16 protein-coding genes are annotated in these 19,919 nt (G+C 58.0%); 7 read left to right on the top strand and 9 right to left on the bottom strand.

Annotated features, from left to right (window positions below; genetic code table 11):
• The first annotated feature begins 10 nt into the window (after positions 1-10).
• Genes araD through ASE71_RS25010 form a run of 3 tightly spaced genes read left to right on the top strand, consistent with a single transcriptional unit; the run spans position 11 to position 3,298 of the window.
• Positions 11-715: an L-ribulose-5-phosphate 4-epimerase AraD gene (araD, locus tag ASE71_RS25020; RefSeq protein ID WP_060520426.1), complete on the top strand. Its 705-nt coding sequence runs from the start codon at positions 11-13 to the stop codon at positions 713-715.
• A gap of 8 nt (positions 716-723) precedes the next feature.
• Positions 724-2,340, top strand: a complete 1,617-nt coding sequence (locus tag ASE71_RS25015; RefSeq protein WP_060520425.1) for a ribulokinase — start codon at positions 724-726, stop codon at positions 2,338-2,340.
• A 46-nt stretch (positions 2,341-2,386) separates the two neighbouring features.
• On the top strand, positions 2,387-3,298 hold the full coding sequence (locus ASE71_RS25010) for a LysR substrate-binding domain-containing protein (protein ID WP_060520424.1): 912 nt from the start codon (positions 2,387-2,389) through the stop codon (positions 3,296-3,298).
• Positions 3,299-3,613: 315 nt separating this feature from the next.
• Here the strand turns inward: ASE71_RS25010 and dhaL are convergent, their stop codons facing one another.
• The 3 genes from dhaL to ASE71_RS24995 are packed head-to-tail and all read right to left on the bottom strand — an operon-like array spanning position 3,614 to position 6,132.
• Complete coding sequence (gene dhaL / locus ASE71_RS25005; protein ID WP_060520423.1) at positions 3,614-4,255, bottom strand: dihydroxyacetone kinase subunit DhaL; 642 nt, start codon at positions 4,253-4,255, stop codon at positions 3,614-3,616.
• Between the two features lie 10 nt (positions 4,256-4,265).
• Positions 4,266-5,258, bottom strand: a complete 993-nt coding sequence (locus tag ASE71_RS25000; protein WP_060520422.1) for a dihydroxyacetone kinase subunit DhaK — start codon at positions 5,256-5,258, stop codon at positions 4,266-4,268.
• 22 nt (positions 5,259-5,280) lie between these two features.
• Positions 5,281-6,132, bottom strand: coding sequence for a sugar phosphate isomerase/epimerase family protein (locus ASE71_RS24995; RefSeq protein ID WP_060520421.1), 852 nt, complete (start codon positions 6,130-6,132; stop codon positions 5,281-5,283).
• 230 nt (positions 6,133-6,362) lie between these two features.
• Between ASE71_RS24995 and ASE71_RS24990 the strand changes: the two genes are divergently transcribed.
• Positions 6,363-7,283, top strand: a complete 921-nt coding sequence (locus ASE71_RS24990; RefSeq protein WP_082566449.1) for a LysR substrate-binding domain-containing protein — start codon at positions 6,363-6,365, stop codon at positions 7,281-7,283.
• 85 nt (positions 7,284-7,368) lie between these two features.
• On the opposite strand, the gene ASE71_RS24985 is transcribed toward ASE71_RS24990, so the two are convergent.
• Both ASE71_RS24985 and ASE71_RS24980 read right to left on the bottom strand, forming a co-directional pair.
• Positions 7,369-8,217 carry an alpha/beta fold hydrolase gene (locus ASE71_RS24985; RefSeq protein WP_060520420.1) on the bottom strand — a complete coding sequence of 283 codons (849 nt, stop codon included), beginning with the start codon at positions 8,215-8,217 and terminating at the stop codon, positions 7,369-7,371.
• Positions 8,214-9,062 (bottom strand): NAD(P)-dependent oxidoreductase, encoded by an 849-nt coding sequence (locus ASE71_RS24980; RefSeq protein WP_244496915.1) that lies wholly within the window; start codon positions 9,060-9,062, stop codon positions 8,214-8,216. Before ASE71_RS24980 ends, ASE71_RS24985 begins: the two co-directional genes overlap by 4 nt.
• Before the next feature lie 513 nt (positions 9,063-9,575).
• Here ASE71_RS24980 and ASE71_RS24975 point away from each other — a divergent pair.
• Both ASE71_RS24975 and ASE71_RS24970 read left to right on the top strand, forming a co-directional pair.
• Positions 9,576-10,592 carry a TRAP transporter substrate-binding protein gene (locus ASE71_RS24975; protein WP_082566448.1) on the top strand — a complete coding sequence of 339 codons (1,017 nt, stop codon included), beginning with the start codon at positions 9,576-9,578 and terminating at the stop codon, positions 10,590-10,592.
• 9 nt (positions 10,593-10,601) lie between these two features.
• Positions 10,602-12,467, top strand: coding sequence for a TRAP transporter large permease subunit (locus tag ASE71_RS24970; RefSeq protein ID WP_060520418.1), 1,866 nt, complete (start codon positions 10,602-10,604; stop codon positions 12,465-12,467).
• 182 nt (positions 12,468-12,649) lie between these two features.
• Here the strand turns inward: ASE71_RS24970 and ASE71_RS24965 are convergent, their stop codons facing one another.
• The 4 genes from ASE71_RS24965 to ASE71_RS24950 all read right to left on the bottom strand — a co-directional run bounded on the left by ASE71_RS24965 (position 12,650) and on the right by ASE71_RS24950 (position 18,819).
• The gene (locus ASE71_RS24965; RefSeq protein WP_060520417.1) at positions 12,650-13,675 is read right to left on the bottom strand and encodes a hypothetical protein; all 1,026 of its coding nucleotides are present in this window, start codon (positions 13,673-13,675) and stop codon (positions 12,650-12,652) included.
• Positions 13,676-13,857: 182 nt separating this feature from the next.
• Positions 13,858-16,023, bottom strand: a complete 2,166-nt coding sequence (locus ASE71_RS24960) for a M4 family metallopeptidase (protein WP_162251874.1) — start codon at positions 16,021-16,023, stop codon at positions 13,858-13,860.
• Positions 16,024-16,033: 10 nt separating this feature from the next.
• Positions 16,034-17,347, bottom strand: a complete 1,314-nt coding sequence (locus ASE71_RS24955; RefSeq protein ID WP_060520415.1) for a hypothetical protein — start codon at positions 17,345-17,347, stop codon at positions 16,034-16,036.
• Positions 17,348-17,397: 50 nt separating this feature from the next.
• Positions 17,398-18,819 carry a tyrosinase family protein gene (locus tag ASE71_RS24950; protein ID WP_060539309.1) on the bottom strand — a complete coding sequence of 474 codons (1,422 nt, stop codon included), beginning with the start codon at positions 18,817-18,819 and terminating at the stop codon, positions 17,398-17,400.
• A gap of 314 nt (positions 18,820-19,133) precedes the next feature.
• Here ASE71_RS24950 and ASE71_RS24945 point away from each other — a divergent pair, with 314 nt between their 5' ends.
• Complete coding sequence (locus ASE71_RS24945) at positions 19,134-19,880, top strand: hypothetical protein (RefSeq protein ID WP_060520413.1); 747 nt, start codon at positions 19,134-19,136, stop codon at positions 19,878-19,880.
• Positions 19,881-19,919 lie beyond the last annotated feature (39 nt).

Genomic DNA, 19,919 nt, shown 5'->3' with positions numbered 1-19,919 from the left:
GGAGGCGATCGTGAAGTATTCCGAACTACGAAAGTCCGTTCTCGACGCGAACTTCGAACTTTACGATAGCGGTCTCGTGATCTCGACCTTCGGCAATGTGAGTGCCATCGACCGCGAACAGGGCGTAGTGGCGATCAAGCCGAGCGGGGTGTCGTACAAAGCGATGAATGTCGCCGACATCGTCATCACTGACCTAGATGGAAACATTGTAGACGGAGCGCTGCGACCGTCTTCAGACCTGGATACGCATCTCGAACTCTACGTGGCCTTTCCGTCAATCGGCGCTGTCGTGCACACCCATTCGTTTTTCGCGACTGCGTGGGCCCAATCGGGCCAGGGCATTCCGGCGATGGGCACGACCCACGCGGACTATTTCAACGGTACGATTCCCGTCACGCGACAACTCACCGAGGAAGAGATTGGCGCTGACTACGTTCGCAACACGGGGAGGGTGATCGTTGAAGCCTTCGGAAACAACCCGCCGCTGTCGATACCGGCCGCCCTCGTCAACGACCACGGCCCGTTTTGCTGGGGTATCGATGCCGCCGACGCGGTTCACAATGCCGAGATGCTGGAGGCTGTTGCGAGGATTGCGTTTCATTCGCGACAGATCAGCAAGGACGATCCGGAAATCTCGAGCGCGCTTTTGCGGCGCCACTTCCAGCGTAAGCACGGCCAATTGGCAACGTATGGCCAACCTGGTCGGTCAAAGTAGGAACAGCCATGTCGGTAGTAGCAGGTGTTGATTTTGGAACGCTTAGCGTTCGGGTGACGTTGGCGGACACCCGGAAGGGACCACTTGGAACGGCCGTCGCCGAGTATCCGCTCAAGAAGCTCCGCTCCGATCCAGACCACGCGACCCAAGCGCATGCGGACCACATGGAAGCGCTCGTGATTGCCGTCCGTGGCGCATTAAGAGAATGCGGCATGACTGGGTCGGAAGTACGCGCCCTGGCGGTTGACACGACTGGATCATCGGTCTTGCCCGTAGACAGGAACCTCCAGCCATTGGGGGACTACTATCTATGGTGTGATCATAGGGCAAAGGCCGAAGCCGAAGAGATCACGTCTGTGGCGAAGGAAAGCCATCTTGAGGCGATCGAATGGTGCGGCGGAACCTATTCGCATGAATGGGGATTCGCCAAGCTGCTCCACTTCCTCAGGCACAACCCGGATATGCGCGAACGTTTCGCCACAGCCGTGGAGCATTGCGATATGGCTGCGGCTGTGCTCACGGGCGTTACGGATAGCGGCTCAATCGTTCGAAGTGTCTGCGCGATGGGACACAAATGGATGTGGAACCCTAAGTGGGGTGGTCTGCCGTCGCAGGCGTTCCTCTCCCGGGTGGATCCGTTGTTCGACGGGGTGCGAGAGAAGATTGGCGGCTCATACCTTACTTCGGCCAAGGTCGCCGGACGACTTAGCCCGTACTGGGCGGAGCGGCTCGGGTTGCTATCAGGTATCCCGGTGCCGACGGGAGCGTTCGATGCGCACTGGGATGCAATCGGAGCCGGGTGCCGCCTCGGCGACGTCGTCAACGTCATAGGCACCTCCACGTGCATCATCGCCGTCAGTGAGCGCGTCAAACTCATTCCGGGCGTGTGCGGTGTCGTTCCTGGGAGTGCGCATCCCGACCTTGTTGGGGTGGAGGCCGGGCTTTCCGCGACGGGTGACATCTTCGACGCAATCGCGCGAAGGGCAGGGACTTCGGTGGCGCAGCTTTCCGAAGGACTGGAATCGCTTGAGGGCGGGCGGACGGGGTTGATGAGGTTCTCGTGGGATAACGGTGATCGCACGGTCCTCGTGCGTTCGGACCTCGGGGGCATGACCATCGGCTGGCACCTCGGTCATACCGCCCAGGACGAACTGTACGCCGCGATCGAGGGGACCGCGTTCCACACCAGGATCATCCTGGAGCGGATGGAGCAGCATGGTGTTCCCGTTCATCGTGTCATCAACGGCGGTGGTATCCCGCAGAAGAGTTCCATTCTGAACCAGATCTACGCGAATGTACTCGGCAAGCCGATACTTGTGCCCGACGGGATTCCGACAGGCCTCGGATCGAGCATTTTCGCGAGTATGGCAAGCAAGGATCATGCATCGATTGAGAGCGCGCAGGCAGCGATGTGCCTCGGATACAGAAGGTTTGAACCTGACCCGGCGACCCGTGGCCGCTACGAGACGCTGTATCAGCTCTACAAACAGGTCTACATGGGGTTCGGAACTTCCGGGCTCAGCGACTTCTCAGAAGTGCTTGGCGACATCAAACGCATCGCTGCAGGGGAAGCGACCAGGTCCGGGACCGGCCATCCATCACATCGCAAGGTAGCCGCGATATGACGGAGCCTGGCAGAAGGCGAAGAGCCTGCCCAGGATCGGAGGAGAGATGACTTCCGTTCCTTCGATGCGCGCGATTCAATCATTTGTGGCGGCAGGAAGGATGGGCTCGTTCCTGGAGGCCGCTGCCCAACTGCAACTGACACCTTCGGCCATCAGCCATCAAATTCGTTTGATGGAGGAAGACCTCGGCGAGAAATTGTTTCATCGCATCGGCCGCGCGGTTTCCCTGACCGAAGCCGGAGAACAGTATCATCGTCATCTGTCAGAGGCCCTGTCGATGATAGAGCACGCTACCGGTGAAGTTTCCCGTCGCAACAGTGCCGACGTGTTGAGCGTTGGCTGTTCACCGAGCTTGGCGTCCTTGTGGTTGATGCCTCGGCTGGTGATGTTCGAAGAGAGGCACCCCTCGATCGAGATCAGATTGATTTCGTCCACCGATCAGTCGATGTTGCATGATGGTTCTGTGGACGTTGAGATTTCCCATGGCAGCGTGCCCCGTCTCGGGTCGATCGCGGTCGATGAGTTTCCGCTGGAAACGATAGTCGTTGCATGTTCACCCGACCTCGCTGCAAGAGATCGTAAGATACGACAACCTTCCGACCTGATCGGGCACACGCTGATAAAGTCGGAGCAAACGTTGTACAGCTGGCACCAGTGGGCCAAGGACCACGACCTCGCGATCGACCTGAATCGAGGCCCCCGTTTTCGAGACTCTTTCATGTCGATCGCGGCAGCCGTCGAAAGCCGCGGTGTCTGTCTGGAGAGCTTCCGGCTCCTGCGCAGAGACATCGAAAAGGGTAACCTCGTGCTACCCTTCGGGATGACAGGTCCCAACCTCCGCTGCCACAGCTTGTGCTATGTTCGGTCGAAACTCAGGTCGCATAAGGTGAGCGCGTTCAAACAGTGGCTGGAGCAGGCTTGGACAGGCGATAGCGTGCTTAGCGAAATGCGAAGCTAGATAGTCCGGATCTGGCTGGCTGATCGGCTGCAGATCGGCCAGGTCCCCAACAGTGCGACCGGGTAGCCTTGCTCCTTTTTTGTTCAGCAATCCCACTGACGATGTAACCCAAGAAAATCGAGCTTGCTCAGCGATTCCGATACGAGTGCCAACCGGCTGCGCGGATGGCGGGCAATGATGAATCTAATTCACCGACTTGGACAGATCGTTTCAACCCCTCTGTAAACTTCCGCCGACTGGACGGAAAACGACCGGGCTAGTCACCTAGCGCCGGCCGTTTTTCGTCTGGGGGCACAATGTGTGCGCGCACTTGCCTTATTGGAGCCTCTGGCGCGCACCTTCTGAGAGCTCTTTGAGGATGATGGCGCAGGAGGTCGCGCCGGCATCGAGCACGCCGAGCGATCGTTCGCCCAAGCGACTGGCGCGGCCGATCCGCGCCACCAAGTTCAGAGTGGAATCTCGACCCGTCTCGGCTGCAGCAACGAGCGCGTCCAACGCTTCGCCGAAGGGCTTTCCGTCTGCTGTCGCGAGGTCGAAAGCCTCGACGGCGGGAACTAGGGTGTCCAGCAGAGTCTTGTCGCCCACCTTAGCTGATCCGATGGATTGAATTCCTGCCAGTCCGGCATGAAGCATCCGGCTGTAGGCCTCGTTGTCGATAGCTTCAACACCATCGATCTGCTCGGCGAATTCGGTGAACATCACGCCATAGAGCGGTCCCATTGAGCCGCCGATCTCGGTCATCAGGACCGTACCAAGCGTGTCGAGAGCACTCGCGAGCGATAGCTCTTTGCCTCTAATTCGGTCGGCCACCATACCGAAGCCTTTCGCCATGTTAATGCCGTGGTCGCCATCACCGATCTTGCCGTCGATTTCGCTGAGATAAGCCCTGTTCTCGATGATGCTGTTTGCCATCGAGAGAACGATTCCTCCGGCCTTCGCGTTGTTCAGTGTCTGCATTTTCTCCTCCTTACAGAACCGCGGTGCAACGGACTTCGACGTCCAGCAAAGCCTTGAGTTCGTCGTCGAGCGCCATCACGGTCAATGTTGCCCCCACCATTTCGAGCGAAGTGAAGTAGTTGCCGATGTACGTTTTGTAGATTTTGAGGCCCCGGCTTGTGATCTCGTTTTCGATCGTGTCGAAAAGAATGTAAAGTTCGTTCACCGGCGTTGCTCCGAGGCCGGAGACCAAAACCGCGACTTCCGTTCCCGCGTCCAGCATGTGGTCGTCGAGGACGATCTGAGACATGTCCTTGGCGACGTCGGTGGCGGTTTTCAGAGCCTCGACCCGTACCCCCGGCTCCCCATGATGGCCGATGCCGACCTCCATCGTGCCGGGCTCGATCTGAAAGTTCGGGTGGCCGACGGCGGGCAGGGTGCAGGGCCCGAGACCGACTCCAATCGAGCGGCAGTTGTCGATCGCCCTCTGTGCCGTGGCGCGAACCTCTTCCAGGCTAGCGCCCTGCGAAGCCTTTGCACCGCCGACCTTCCACATGAAGATTTCTCCGGCAACGCCGCGACGCTTTTCGCGCTCGTCAGGGGCAGCGGAGCAAACATCATCGTTTGCGACGACGGTTGCGACTTCGATGCCGTCCCTGGCAGCCAGCTTTGTTGCCATCTTCACGTTCATATTGTCGCCGGCGTAGTTGCCGTAGAGGACGACGACGCCTTTTCCGCCGTTCGCCTCGCGAATGGCATCATGAAAACTCTTAGCCGTCGGCGACGAAAAGAGTTCGCCTACCGCGACCGCGTCCAGCATGTTGCGCCCGGTGTAGCCGACGAACGCAGGTTCGTGGCCTGACCCGCCGCCTGTGATAACGCCGACCTTACCGCGCGTTGGCGCGTCTGCCGCCGCGATGACGCGCGGATTTTCCGAAAGGCGGACGATGTCCCGGTGGGCTTTTACAAAGCCTTTCACGGTATCTTCCACCACCTCGTCGGGGTTGTTTACAAAACGTTGCATCGCGTCCTCCTCCAGGCACTGTTTATTGAATTTGACCAAATGCTTGCCGGACGATCTTTAACGATCGTGTGAGCATCTCTTCGATTGTCGTCAGAGGTACCGGATCGTAGCGGCGGATCGGCTGAGCATCTGCCCCGCGGTGCAGGCGTAACGGCAGCTCGATACTCACAGGGAAGCCTGGCAGTTCGGCGACCGCGCGTAGAAGTCGGCCGCAGCCGACCTCTCCGTCGCCGATAGGCGTGAAAAACCAACCTTGTTCGGTCCGGCGTACATCCTTGATGTGGGCGTGGGCAGACGCGGGAAGAGCCAGGATTGCGTCTTCTGCCAAGTCGCCCATATCGGGTCGATGCGAAGCAGTGTTTGCGGCATCGTAATTCAACTTGAGAAAGGGCGAGGCGAGGCGCTCGACGAGCGCAACCCCGTCCCTGGCCGTATTGATAAGATTGTCGCTTCCATCACCTGGGTTCTCGAGCGCGATGGTGATGTTGAGTGTTTCCGCACGCTTGAGCAGAATTTCAACGTTGCGGAAGAACGATGCCTCCCTTGCACGCGCAGCCGCATTGGTTGCGATGACTTTCGCTCCGAGCGCGGCTGCAAATTCCATGCGGCCAGTGAAAACTTCAACCGAGCCGTCGAGCCCGAGGTCTATGTGCGAAGAAAACGCGTGGCACGATAGTCCGGCAATAGAGATCGCCTTGCGCCATTCATTTGCGTTTGACGAGGAAAATGCCGTTTCGTCGAACGGCTCGGTGTATCCAACAATGAATGCGGGCTCGAAATGCGTGAAGCCGATCTTTGCGACGCTGTCTAGCATCGCACTTCGGCTGTGTCCGTCATACGGCGCGCCCGAGACGGATATGATCCGGGCAGTCATCTATTCCTCCCTGTTCGGGTAAAGACATCGAGCCTCTCCCGGTCAGGGAAGTTGTTGAATTATCGTTCTTCAAACAAGCGAATTCGAGTTCTTAAATGATGAAGCAGATTCACCTTAATTCGAAATTGTGTTAAGAGCGCTCATGAAAGCTGAGGCAAGATCAGCCATTGCACCTGCTGTGTTCGGTTGCATCTGTCTGAACTGCGGCCGTCAACTGTGAGGAGATTGACATGACGATGCGCGAGTTTCCTTCGCTGCGTTCACTGCAGGTGCTGGAGGCCGTCGCGCGTCTGGGATCGTTTGGCAAAGCAGCGGATGAACTCAGCATTAGTCCGTCGGCTGTTAGCCATCAGATGGCGGCGTTGGAAGCAGAGTTGGGAATTGCGCTGTTCCATCGCTCTGGTCGCACAATCATGCTGACAGACGCGGGTCGGGTTTATGCCGAGGAAATCAGTGCATCCTTTCAGCGGATAGAGAGCGCGACACGCAATTTTACCAACAGGGGCAAGAGCGACATCCTGAACATCCATTCGGTGGTCAGTCTCGCTTCTCAATGGTTGATGCCGCGCTTGGCGCGGTTCAGCGCCAAGTATCCGGAGATAGACCTGCGTCTGCATGCATCGGGCGATCCGGCCGAGTTGCGGACAGGCACAGTAGACATCGATATCCGCTATGGAACGCAGCCCGCCGAGGTTGGCATTGCAGTAGAACCGTTTCCCCCCGAACCGATCGTCGTGCTTTGCGCACCGGCCCTGGCTGAAGGTGGCAACGGAATTCGTGAGCCAGAGGATCTCGTCAGGTTCCCGCTCATCCACTCGGAGGTGAATCTCTATCGGTGGCAGGATTGGGCGGACGACCACGGTGTGGCGCTGAACATGGATCGCGGACTCCGGTTCGATCGATCGTTCATGTCAATCAACGCAGCTGCCGATGGTTTGGGCGTTTGCCTAGAGAGCCTTATGCTGGTTCAACAGGATCTCAAGAGCGGTAGGTTAATCGCTCCGCTCGGTATCGAAGGCGCGAAAATCAACTGCCACAGCCTCGTCTACCTGCGTTCGAGGGCCCGGACACCTAAGATCGCCTTATTTCGCCATTGGATTGAAGATGCACTCAAGGGCGATGAGCATTCGGCGCGCGATCAGGTCGAATGAGACGCTCAAGCCAGTAGCGCGATAATAATGTCGACGAGGTGATGCGCCCACCGAGGCGCGCATCACCTACGCCAGAAGACTCTAATTATCCGAAGAATTTTCTGAGTTCATCAGCGATGAATTCGGGAGCCTCCTCCGCCACCCAATGGCCTGAGTTCGGGATCAGCCCGCCCCGGACGTCGTTCGCCACCCGTCCGAGAGATTCGAGTGTTTCCATGCCGCGTCCGAAGCCGCTGTCGCCGCCAAGCGCCAAGACTGGCATATCCAGCTTGCCGTCTTTTTCAAGGAAGGTTTCGTTGTCTCTTACGTCCGTCGGGAAGCCGCGGTAGTAGGCGAGAAGCGTTCGGAAACCGCCCGGCTTGAGATAGGTACGGAAGTATTCGTTCTTGTCCGCCTGCGAGAGGACGTTTGTGCGGCTACCGTAGTTGTCGAAAAGCCACTCAAGATAGATGTGCTCACGGCCGCCGAACATCGCCTCCGGTAGGTCCGGCGTCCGGAAGAAGGGATGGTGCCAGCGGCGGCCACCTTGCGACATTTCTGCCCCGTCGCCGGGAATGGTGACATCGAGAATGGCCAGTTTCTTGACTGCCTCCCGATGCTGCGCGGCAAGGGAAAACGCGACCGGGCCGCCCCAATCGTGCCCCACTAAGTAGAAGCTGCTGACCTTGAGGTGTTCTGAGAGCAACTCCCAGACATCGGCGGCAACGGTTTTCTTGTCGTAGCCGGCCGCAGGGCGAGTAGTGTCACCAAGGCCGCGCAAATCAGGCGCGATAATAGAGTATTTGTCTGCAAGGAAGGGAATGACGTGTCGCCATTCATGTGAACTCTGCGGGATGCCGTGCAGCAATACCAGTGGCTCGCCCGAGCCTGCGGTCAGGTAGTGCATGGTGACTTCTGATAGGCGCGCGTAGTTGCTCTTGATCTCGGCGGTCACTTCTTTTCCTCCCGCTTGCCCGCGGTCATGTTTCGATATGCCCGAATTACCTGGCTGTCATCGGCCAAACCCGCCCCTTGGCCGGATGCGGCAAGAAAGAACTGATGTGCAACGGATGCCAAGGGCAGCGCAGCCTTTGCGGAGGAGCCGGCTGCAAGGACGATGCCGAGGTCCTTCACGAAAATATCCACGGCACTGGTTACCTCCGGGTCGTTCTGCAGCATGCGCTGTCCGCGGTCGTTGAGCATCCAGCTTGCAGCGGCCGAACCGGATACGATCTGAAGCATTGTCGCTGTGTCGAGTCCTGCCCTCTCTGCCAAGGCGAGGGCTTCGGCGGCGGCGGCCAAATGCACGCCGCACAGCAACTGGTTTACGGCCTTGGCGACCGATGCCTGACCAGGATGTGCGCCAAGGAAGTAAATCTTTGATCCCAGCACCTCGAACAAATTGTAGCATTCGTCGTAGGTGTGCCTGTCGCCGGCTACCATGATGGAAAGCGAGGCGGTGCGTGCCCCAGCAACGCCGCCCGAAACAGGCGCATCCAGAAAACGACGCCCCTGAGCCTTCACCTCCCTTGCCAATGCTTCAACATCGCCAGGGGGGCAGGTCGACATCAGAACGACGATGCAGTCTTCGGCCGAATTTGACAGTGCGCCGCTTTCGAACAGCGCTTGACGCGCCTGCGTAATATTCACGACCATCAACATCAGAACACGAACGCCGTCGGCTGCTTCGGCCGCGTTCGAATGGGACCCGCCACCATTCTCGTCAAAGCTCTTCCGAGCGTTTTCGGCGATGTCGAAGCCCTTAACGGCGTATCCATCTCTCGAAAGATGTGACGCCATCGGCAACCCCATGGATCCCAGCCCAATGAATCCGATCAGGGGCCTGCTGGCTGGGCTCGGCTTCGGTTCTAATGCTTGGTGCACCTCAGGTTTCCTCCGCAATGCGTGCAACACGGACGCTCCAATTTCGTGAACGTAGGGCGTCCTCCCGATTGAGCGGTTACCATGGTGCAGACTGCCACTTCAAAAGAGATCGTGCTGAGAACATGTGATCTGAATTCATGTGCGGCTGCGCCAAAAGAGCATTCGCAATCGAATTTGGCTTTCTTTTGCAAAGGTTGCCTGAGTTCAGCTCATCAATCGCGGGAACCATTTCATTTGTGAAAGGACAAAGTAAGCGCCTAACTTGTTTCGAGCCGTGAAGGAGGAGAGTTTTCGGCGCTATTCCATGCGCTCCCACGATTTTTTGGATCGAGGCACGGCTGCAGTCAGAGGATTCCAAGGAGAAGGCGCTAGCGCCGGAACCTCCAGATTGCATCAAGACAGATCAAGGCGGGTTTTGAGGAGGAACCAATGATCAACATCAGTCGGCGTTCATTTATTGTGAGCTCTGTTGCGCTTACTGCGGCGATGGCCGCTCCACGCATTCTGCGTGCCAACACGCCAGAGTTCTCGCTCAAATTTGCCAACATCATGCCAGTCGACCATCCGCTCAACATAAGGATGAATGAAGCTTCCAAAAAGATCAGCGAGCGGACCGACGGCCGTGTGAGTATTCAGGTCTTCCCGGCCAGCCAGCTAGGTACAGACGCGGACATGCTGAGCCAGCTTCGCTCCGGTGCGTTGGATTTCCTGGCGCAAACAGGCCTGATCGCGGCAACTCTCGTTCCGGCCGCCGCCATCACTGGCGTAGGGTTTGCCTTCAATGACTACGGACAGGTTTGGAAAGCGGTTGACGGTGATCTCGGCCGCAACATCCGGAGCGCGTTCGAGCAGGTCAACCTCGTCGCCTTCGAGAAAATGTGGGACAACGGCTTCCGCCAAACAACTTCGCTCGCTCAGCCGATCAAATCGCCGGAAGACCTCAAAGGCTTTAAGATCCGTGTTCCGCCTGCGCCCCTGTGGACTTCGCTCTTCAAATCCCTCGGTGCCGCCCCGACGTCGATCCCGTGGGGCGAGACGTACTCTGCCTTGCAAACGCACGTCGCGGACGGCCTGGAGAATCCCCTCGCTGGCATCTACTTCGCAAAGATGTACGAGGTTCAAAAGTATCTATCGCGCACCAACCACATGTGGGACGGTTTTTGGATTCTCGCAAACCGCGACAACTTCGACATGCTTCCCGAGGACCTGAGAGAGATCGTGGTGACCGAGATCAACTCGTCGGCTCTCACGCAGCGCGCAGATGTCGAGAAGCTGAATTCGGAACTTCAGACGGAGCTGACGAACAAGGGGCTCGAGTTCATCGACGTGGACATCGCGCAGTTCCGCGCCACCCTTCAGAATTCGTCGTTCTACACGGATTGGAAGGAGCGTTTTGGTGAAGAAGCCTGGTCGGTATTGGAAGCCACCTCTGGCAAGCTGATCTGAGGCACTCCCATGACCACATCAGCAAACGTGAGTCACCCGGTGGCCGGGTCGTGGCCGGTGCTCACCAAAATCGAGACGGGTATCGTACGACTCGTCGAGTTGGCGGCGGCGGCGCTGGTCGTCGTCGAAGTCGGCGTGCTTTCGGCGGGCGTTGTCGCCCGCTACGCTTGGGGCGAGCCTCTTGTCTGGTCGGACGAGCTTGCGTCCATGCTGTTCCTCTGGCTGTCGATGATGGGCGCGGTTTTGGCCTTCCATCGCGGCCAGCATATGAGAATGAGTGCCATCGCAGACGCGATGGCACCTGCTACCCGGGCCAGACTCGAAGTGGCATCTTTGGTCTTTTGCCTGGCGGTCTGCGTGCTGTTGCTGCCCAAGGCCACGACGTATGCAATCCATGAAATCCCCGTCGTGACACCAGCGATGGAAATTTCGGTGGCATGGCGGTCCTTTGGGCTGCCGATCGGTCTCGGATTGATGGTTTTGCTGGGCGTCATGGACGCCGTTCGTCGCATAAAGCTCACCGACTTTGTAGTCGGGGTGTTGATTGCCGTGTGCATAATAGGGTTGGCGCTGGCAGCCAAACCCTTGATCCTAGCGATGGGCAATTGGAACCTGGTACTGTTTTTCGTCGTGTTCATCGCACTTGGCGTTCTCAGTGGCGTACCCATCGCATTCGTGTTCGCTCTGGCGGCGATCAGCTATGTCGCGATTGGCACGAGCCGGCCGCTGACCGTTATCGCCGGTCGTCTCGACGAAGGGATGTCGCACCTCCTACTGCTTGCGGTTCCATTGTTCGTATTGCTCGGAATGCTGATGGAACTGACGGGCATGGCGCGCGCCATGGTGAATTTTCTGGCATCGCTTCTGGGACATGTTCGTGGTGGGCTGTGCTACGTGCTCGTGGCCGCAATGTACCTCGTGTCCGGCATTTCCGGGTCGAAGACCGCCGATATGGCCGCGGTAGCACCTGCCTTGTTTCCAGAGATGAAAGCGAGAGGTTCCAAGCCCGGCGATCTCGTTGCACTGCTTGCCGCCACTGGGGCGCAGACCGAAACAATTCCCCCAAGCCTGGTTCTGATCACCATCGGCTCTGTGACCAGTGTCTCCATCTCGGCGCTGTTCATAGGCGGTCTTTTGCCCGCCCTGGTGTGTGGACTCATGCTTTGCGTGGTCGTGTGGTGGCGCTACCGAAACGAGGACATGTCCGGTTTCCGGAAGGCTCCGCGCAAGGAAATCTTCCGGGCGTTCCTCATCTCGTTGCCGGCGCTCGCGCTTCCATTCATCATTCGCACCGCGGTGGTGGAGGGGGTGGCGACGGCGACAGAAGTTTCGACAATTGGCATCGCCTATTCGGTCCTGATCGGACTTTTGATCTACCGGCAGTTCGACCTGAAACGCGTTGGTCCGATGTTGGTCGACACTGCGGTGTTGTCGGGGGCAATCCTCTTCATCATAGCTGCGGCGACGGCGGTGGCATGGTGCCTGACACAATCCGGCTTCTCGCGTGGCCTAGTCGAGGCAATGGGTGGTCTTCCGGGTGGCGCGCCGATGTTCATGTTCGTGTCGATCGTCGCGTTCATCATTCTAGGCAGCGTGCTTGAAGGGATTCCCGCCGTTGTGCTCTTCGCTCCCCTGGTTTTCCCAATCGCGAAGGGGCTGGGAATTCATGATGTCCATTATTCGATGGTCGTGATCCTGGCGATGGGCGTCGGCCTATTCCTTCCGCCCTTTGGCGTCGGATACTACGCCGCTTGTGCGATCGGTCGGGTAAATCCAGCGGAAGGCATCAAACCTCTGTGGGGATACATGGTCGCGCTGCTTTTGGGGTTGGCGTTGGTAGCCATGGTGCCCTGGATTTCGATTGGCTTCCTCTGAAAGCCGATTTTACTGGCCGGCCATCGGGCCGGCCAGTGCGACTCGTGGCCACCTATCGCGCCACGCCATGCCCTCTTGCCTCTATGAACAAAAAAAGGCCCCGCCGGGAGGCGGGGTCAGAGACGCATCCAAATGGCTCAATGGACGCGGGGAAGACTAACGTTCGACAGATGGCGGGTAAGTCAGGTTGCCTCTTGCCGTATCGCGGCAGCTGCCCGTTGTGGTGCATCGAGTACCAGTGACAATGCGGCGGGCCCGGAGAGGGGGCGCCCCTCAAACATCGTCATGGCGCGCTTCAGATTCTCTGTGACATCGATCCCCATACCCATCGGGAAACTCGGGTTTGTGCTATGCCAACCGCGTGGCACCACAATATCCGCGGGTATGTCCGGACGGGAATTCAAGGCCCCGAAGCCATCCCATTCCCCCATGATGTCAATCACGTCCTTGAATTCCGGGGGCATGCCGATCTTCGCACTGATTGTAACGACCCGGGACTGTTCGGAGACGCGTTTCGCTACCTTCGGCTGCTCCCCCACGAGCGCGTAAAGTGCTTCGGAGAGCACGAGGTTGCCTTTGGAATGACCAACAAGAACTTGAGGCGTGAAGCGCTTATCCTGGAGGAGGGCGATCACCGCTTCGGTGTCCTTGCTCGTCCGCGTCCAGAGGCCGGATCTGTTCGCATGTTCGGTTCGCGAGAACATTTTTGTCATTGCGTCGAACGGTTCGAAGGCGTGTCTCACGCTATTCAGGGCCCCAAACCAGAAGAATCCGCCGAGAGCCTCGGTCAACACATCAGCAATGCCATACCCGGAAACGATAGCGGCTGCGGGTCCGCCCAGTGCGTCGGCAACGTTACGCGCGAAAGCTGCGGCACCGAGAGCGGAGCTTCCCACACCGGCAATGGCGAGCGCTGCCACCGAAGGAGCCTCGGCAAGGAATTCGTCAGCCGTTAGAAAGACCTTGAGGCGACCACCTCCGGTCGGCGGTACCAGAATGACCGCGCCTTCTCGAGCCAACCAAAATGCGAGCTCGGGCGTCTCTTCCTCTTCGAGCACATCCACATCATAGAATACGGCGTCAAGGACTGCGTTGCGGCGCAGGACCGTATCCAGTGTGACTGCCCGAAACGGATTGTCTGCGAATTTCGCTGGAAACGCCGCGGTCCGATCAATTTGCACATTGGCGACAACGGAAAAAGTCTTCATGGCTACCTCCGCAAGCTTTATGTTGCAACGCAGCATAGCCTAAATCTAAAATTAGGAAAGCCTACTTCAATCTGCGCGGAAACGAGTTTTGGTCGCAGTCAGCGGCACGGCTCAGCCACGGGTCGAAGATGCGACCGCGTAGAGATTGCCTGGCCTCTTTGCTGCAGTCTTTGTTCGACACACTACTTGACCTGGGTCGTCTGCTCGGTATCTGTCGCAGGCTGTTTGAAGCCCATTTCGTTCAGCGCCTGGCTATTCTCCGGCAAAGGCTCGGTCCCTGGTGTCCCGCCGTTCTCTTTGACTATGAAAGCCACGAGATGGAGATACTCCGTCGGCGTGAGACTCCCAGGACTCACCTTCGGCATTCGAGTTTTGACAAAGTCGTAGAGGGCACCAACCGAACCCTCGTACCACTTGTTTCGGAACAAGGGGCCTGTGAGCGGCGGGCCAAGGCCGCCCATTAATGTGGCCCCATGACACCCCCTGCAGCGGCCGCCGTACACGATGCCGCCAGTCGTCGATTGTTCAGCTGTGAATTGGAGAGGTCCCAACGCCGTGGGTGTGACCCCCTGCGGCACGGCGGCGATCTCTTCAGTCGTATGAAGGCCCACGGCAGCATAAGCCAATCTGACTTGCTCGCAGTCGGGTGAGGTCACAACCTGCGCAAAAACGAGTTCGTTGCACGCATCGTAACTCGCTTTTGCGGCATCTAGGAAAGTCGAGGTCGGGATGAGTTTAGTCGTGAGCGCCCGATAAACGATGCGGCCGACCTTGCCCGTTCCGATGCCCGCGACGGTGACGCCCGACTGGCTGCCCCCCTGTGAGGCAAGAAAGAGGGCCCTGTTGACGATACCGCTATTGATATGAACGCAACCGTTGAAGAAATCTGTCGTGCTACTGCAAATGCGATCAAAGGTGGTGACACGATCGCTGTAGTGGTCTGGCTGGCCCTTATTGGCAGCGGAAAAGTTTGCAGACTTCAGAAAACCCCCTGTGGTCGGCTGCTCCAGGCTACGAACGGGGTTCGAAGCTGAGTGACCCGGCAGATCTTCGCCTATCAACCAGTCGTCGTCACCACCAGATCTGGAAGCAAGAGTTCCGAAAAAATCGGCAAAGGACTCGTTGAGGGCGCCCGACTCGTTCACGTAGATAAGGTCGGCTTCGGAAGCGATTACGCCATGCATAACTTCATGGGCGGCAATGTCGAGCGAGCGTGTATAGCCTGTGCCGTATACCATTACATTCGGAGCAGGACAGGTGTTTCCGGGGCGAGGGCACCATTGCGCGTTCGAGAATCCTCCGTAGCGGACGTGGGAAACAAGGGGGCCGCCCAGAGCATCGAAACTGAGGCGGCCAAACTCGGATTCCAGGTACCTGTAGACGATTTCGGAATTAGCGTATGCCGCCTGAGCTTCGGCGTCAGGTGCCGCAGCGCCTTGTTGGTTGGTGACTTCGTCGTAGCTCAAGGAACCCGGGAAGACCTGCCCGTCGCCCAGATCAAATACCTGCCTCCTAAGCGCCGACCTGTGGTCTCGGAAGAAGTAGACGACCTCTGACGTTGCCGCGTCGACGAAAAACGAAAAGTTTCCGATGTCGACCTTCCACGTGAGCTTAGCCTCTCCTGGAGCGAGATGCAGGACCGCCGGATCGAAGATCGCCAGATCGGCCTTCACCGCTGGCGCTTCTCCTTCTTCGGCAGCCAACTGAGATTTGAGCTGCTCGGCGGCGTTGGTGAGGATGCGTTTATGTTCCGCCTCGGCCGTCGTCACCGCGACTTCGCGCGATATGCTCGGCTGCATTTGGGTCGGCGGAGTGATACTGGCGAAATTGCCTGTGATCGACGTCACTTCCGCTGTCGGCGTCACCAGGACCCTGCTTTTGGCTCCGAATACCGGGATGCCTTCGACCGCTTGCTGAACATTGACAACGGAACTGGCTGGGAAGTCGGGGTCCGGCGCTACACCTTCTACGACGAACTGTTCACCGGTGATCGCGGTTGGAAACAGCTGGCTGCCCGCTCCCGTGGAGCCGAAAAAGTCGACAACAGCTCGGCGCGCGTTGTCTCTCATTGCATCGAGCGCGGACTGGGACAGAGATCCCGTCGGAACACCGGCTGGTTGGTCCGAAGGAGCCTTAGGCGACAAACCTTGCACGCTGTTCGGCAAACCTGTCACGTCGTCCAACTGAATCGTCAAACCAGGAAGCTTCGTGCGGAGGGATTCCGCGTTCTTGAGGACTTGTTCCTTGAGATCTTGAGCTGTGCTGGGCGTGGGGATGATGGCTACAGCGCATAGCGATGCGAAACCGGCGAAAATGGATCGCGCTGATAGATTCTTGGGGTTTGCCATGATCATGTCCTCAGTTGCCAGTTTCGCTGTAGGCTCGGAACGGAATCGACCAGAGAAAGTCGATTTGACGGTACCGTTGGCCGCCTGCCTCAAAAACTGGCTCGGGAATTCCGACATCTTCGAAGCTGACGCCGGGGCTTAGCGAACCCGTCTTGCCGACGAAGGATGGGATGGATGGGCCCGGCTGGAGCTTACTGGATTGCGGCGCGATGGCTGCCCGGGCGTGACAAGTGATGCAGGACGAGTTTTGGTTTTGTTTCTCGATGACAGGATTGGATAGGATCGTCTGCTTGCCGACAGCATCGGTGAATGCCACCTGTGTGCCGTGCATCACATAGTTTTCCCATTTGGTGCCGCGTGTTTCGTTTCTGATGCCATTCTCCCCCGATGTGGCTTTGGGGCCTCGGGTGGTCGCGTCGGCAGGCGCAACCGGATCACCGAATCCAGGGGGGACGTCCACGCAATCAATGTGCCCGAAATCAACCCAGAACCAGTTCGGCAAGTCTTTTGTGATGATGTGTAGCGACACCAAGCCCCAGGTCTGCACCTCTGGTTGCCCAGCAGCGTCAGTGCCGGTCAGTGTCCGCCAGTGATATCGCTGCTTTGCAGCGCCGAGGTCCGCCCCATCTGGATTGCATTCGTTTGCTTGGTCAATTCTCACCCACCGGGCTTTGACTTCCTTGGCAGCTTGCTCGAAGTCAACGATCATAGGGTTACCTGCGGCCTCTGCTGCGGCATATGCGCGGTCGAGCCCTTCCAGGCTGTACAAGCCTTTGTCGCGTATGGTGTCGTAGGTAATCCGGTTCATACGGGTCTCATCGAAACCGGCAATATCTGGATGAGGAGTGAGTTCAGCCTGCAAAGTTCCGGCGGCCAAGTTGCGAAGCGCGCCCGGTTGCAGCGTGATCAGCGGCGAACTTTTCAGTGAGGGCGCAAGAATTTTTTGTCGCTCCGGGCGCACCAACTCCTCCCATGCTACTGGCTTGGTCGCCGGCGACTTGAAGACCTCGCTTGCGTTTCCATCGCCGGCGGGAACAAGTTCGCCGCCGGTTGCCAGGGCCCATGTTTCCCAGACGACGGGCTTGTCTGGGTCGTACTGCGCAAAGCTCGTTTTGCCGTCGTCCGGTACTCCGGCCTTGTCTGCACGTGCTTGCTGATTGACGTAGAAGAAGAGTTGCCAACCAAATTCATCTTTGGCGAAGGTCGCTTGATGTGTCGCCGCGGCCGTTCCGCCGGGTTCGACGAGATCTGCGGCGAATGACGCCCCTGCTAATCCGGCGGCAATCGCGAATGAGGAAATACCTAATGACATCGAAGTGTGCATGATGCCCTCCGGACCTCAGAGTGAGACATTTCCAATGCTGCTGAAGATCGTCATCCACCGGATGGCGCAGTTTCTCGCACAAGCTCGACTCTCTGGATCACAGGGTCTGAACCCGCAGCTACCGGATCAACCGGGACGAAGTAGTAGGTAAACACATCGATCTGGGTCAACTGGACGTTTGCCTGTCCAAGGGCGTCGGTAACGTCGAACACCAGCCGTTTGGGTTTCGCGGCCTGCTGACCCAGAGGTACCGCATCGAAGAAGTTGACCGATCCCAGATACACGCCTTTGTCGGGCGAATTGCTGCCGACTTTTCCGTACACGTCGAACACTGTCCCTGGTTGCGCGGAGGCGGTGACGCCATCCATAACCAACAACAGGCGTGCGTCTCCCAAGGCTCCCAGCGTGGCAGTCGCTGCCGGCGACAACGGCGCCAAGGTTGCTGTGGTGACGTCTTGTCCCAATTTGACCGTCTCGGCGTTTCGGGCAAGCGGTTGAACGGCCTGAGCGATGACGGTCAATTCCGCCGCTTGGGTAGATGGGACAGGAGGGAGAGTGTCATACGAATAGCCGACGTCAGTTAGGTTGCTCACTTTCCCGTTCGTTGCTTCCACACGGTTCCCGTCTTTGTCGGCAAAAACATGTTTGACGTCCGTCCAACCAGCATCTGTGGGGTTTGCCCTCCCAGCCTGGTTCCATGCGGCCCATAAACGATCGATGTTGCAGTGATGGAGCCAGAAGATCGGGTCGCGGCCCGCAAAGTCGACGGATCCCATGTTCTGGGTGGTGCCGACGTTGACGTGAACTGCTCCGTGAATGCCGCCATCTATTTCATTGTTGAACCCTAGCCGCGTCGCACTCTCGTAGTAACCGGGATTGCGCAATGCATTGAGATTTACGGAGGCGGTGGTGATGGAAGCCCCGGTATTGACCGATGCCCGACGTTCATCAACGTAGAGAACACCCCAGACGGGATCTCCGGGTCGCCGGAACTCTTCCGGAAGAACGCCGTCCATCGTGTAGTCCCAGTAGGGAAGAGTGAATTCTTCCACTCCACTCACGTGACGGACAATCTCCTCAAAATAGAGCAAGCAGGCCCGATGCCATGGAAGGAAGTTGTAGGGGTTCATACCTGAGCCGTGGGGCTGGCATGAGCTCCACATCAGATTTGCCAGGTCCTTTGCAGGGTTGTCCGTGTCGCCGAAGAAGTTGGCCAGTTCGATCAGCTTGTCGCTGTCACCGCGAACCCAATGCGTGTACCACTGAAACAGCCAGGATTTTGGGTCTGCCCCTGAGAGAGCTTTCATACCCGCGACACCCTTGGCATACGCCTCAAGCATGCTCTTGCCATTAGGTGTGGTAGCGCCAAAGCGAACTCGCTGCACCGCTGTGCGTGCAGCGGCAGGCATAAGCGAGATTGCTGCGACAGCCCCCACTCCGGTTGCTAAGAGTTCTCTGCGAGACAACTGCATGGCGACCCCCCACAAAAAAATTTGGACGCAGCAGACTTCCTCCGCATGATGATGCGGCAGTTGTTTCTATGCTTTTTTGTAACTTAGGGTATGCTAAAACAGAAGGTGCAAAGTGTAAATAGCGCAACTATTAATTCGTGCTGACTACAACCGCCGTCCGGGGTAACTGGTATGGATAATTTACCCCTTGGCTTCGCCGGAAAGCGTCGCCTTGGGCGACTGAAAAGGTTCGTCAATGGGCTTACACTAGGCTGCACGGGTTAGATGACAGCTGATGTTGGGCGACATAACAATGTGGTTGCTGGGGGACGAGAATGACGCCCGAAGAGTTTGCAAGTCTCTACGCCAAGGCGCTTATTGATATCAATAGCGTCGGATGGCATTGGTTCGCATACCATTTCAACAACGGTCCGCGACCGTTTGCGAGGGGTATTCTTTCTGCATGCGCGAGCATCGACCGAAAGGCCGAAGGCATCGGGACAGAGCTCCTTGCACAACTTACTAGCATCGGCGGACGGGATCGAGATCAGCGCCAATACGAACAACTGCTGCAGAAGCTCAGTGAGATTTTGGTCATCGAGCGTATCGTGAATTGCCCTTGGCCAGAGGGAACAACGTTCCAGCACGAGCCCGCCGCGATCCGCAACGGGCCGAGACCGGAGTTGCTGGTTGTCTCGCCGCAAAGTCGACTGGTGGTCGAGGTGAAGACCCCGGCACTGCTGGCGCACGTAAGAGCGCGGACAGCCAACCAGATTCAGGTCCCGTACCGCGGAGGCATCCCGCTAGAGGTAGCTCGCGAGCTTACGGAAGGCGAAGTGACTCTGCCGCGCGATAACCCGATCCTGGATTTCCTTCGCGACGGAGAGCGCAAGTTTGGGGCGTTTAGGGAAGACTGTTCGACGTCCTCCCTTCTAGTCATTGTCTGGGACGACCACATCTACGAGCCGATTTCTACGCTGGTGAACGAAGGGAGCGGGTTGCTCACCCCAAACTCGTTCGCGCGTCAAGCCGATCAGCAAGCCGAAACATTCCCCAATGTTGACCTTGCCCCGTTGAAATAATCCATTTTGAAGTAAGCTCTGGCCCATTGAGAGGACCAG

Origin of the sequence: Ensifer sp. Root954 (assembly GCF_001429005.1) — a bacterium.
GTDB lineage: Bacteria > Pseudomonadota > Alphaproteobacteria > Rhizobiales > Rhizobiaceae > Ensifer > Ensifer adhaerens.
The sequence above is the reverse complement of the archived record's forward strand: the minus strand, read 5'-3'. Positions and strand labels throughout refer to the sequence as shown.